The organism is Streptococcus sp. GMD1S, assembly GCF_000296875.1.
Classification (GTDB): Bacteria; Bacillota; Bacilli; order Lactobacillales; family Streptococcaceae; genus Streptococcus.
Map to the genome: position 1 here is coordinate 1 of NZ_AJQY01000425.1, position 584 is coordinate 584.

General features: G+C 43.3%; 1 protein-coding gene. It reads left to right on the forward strand.

Going from position 1 to position 584, the window contains the following annotated elements:
• Window positions 1-152: 152 nt before the first annotated feature.
• The coding region (locus tag GMD1S_RS10780) for an NUDIX hydrolase (RefSeq protein ID WP_000193658.1) at window positions 153-584 on the forward strand (432 nt) is incomplete at its 3' end.

Below are 584 nucleotides of genomic sequence, written 5' to 3' on the forward strand. Positions count from 1 at the left end.
CAGTACATTTAGATTGACAAATTTTCTCAATTTGCTACAATAATAAAAGCAATAGAAATGATGGTCAAAGCTCATGGATGTTGCAGGCTTTTTTGCCCTGCACTTCTTACGAGTTTTGACTGTTTTTGTGTCGTTTAAGGGAAAGGACAAAAATGACTCAACAAGACTTTCGGACAACAGTGGGAGACACGGTCTTTGGTGTTCGGGCGGCAGCCTTGATTCTCCAAAATGGCAAGCTCCTAGTTACTAAAGACAAGGGTAAATATTACACTATCGGCGGTGCGATTCAAGTCAATGAAAGTACGGAAGACGCGGTAGTCCGTGAAGTGAAGGAAGAACTAGGTGTCAAAGCTCAAGCTGGGCAGCTAGCTTTCGTGGTTGAAAATCGTTTTGAACAGGACGGTGTTTCCTATCACAACATCGAGTTTCATTATCTAGTGGACTTGCTTGAGGACGCCCCATTGACCATGCAAGAAGATGAGAAAAAGCAACCCTGTGAGTGGATTGACTTGGATAAACTTGAGGAGTTCCAGCTAGTTCCAGCCTTTTTAAAAACAGCCCTACCAGAATGGAACGGCCAACTA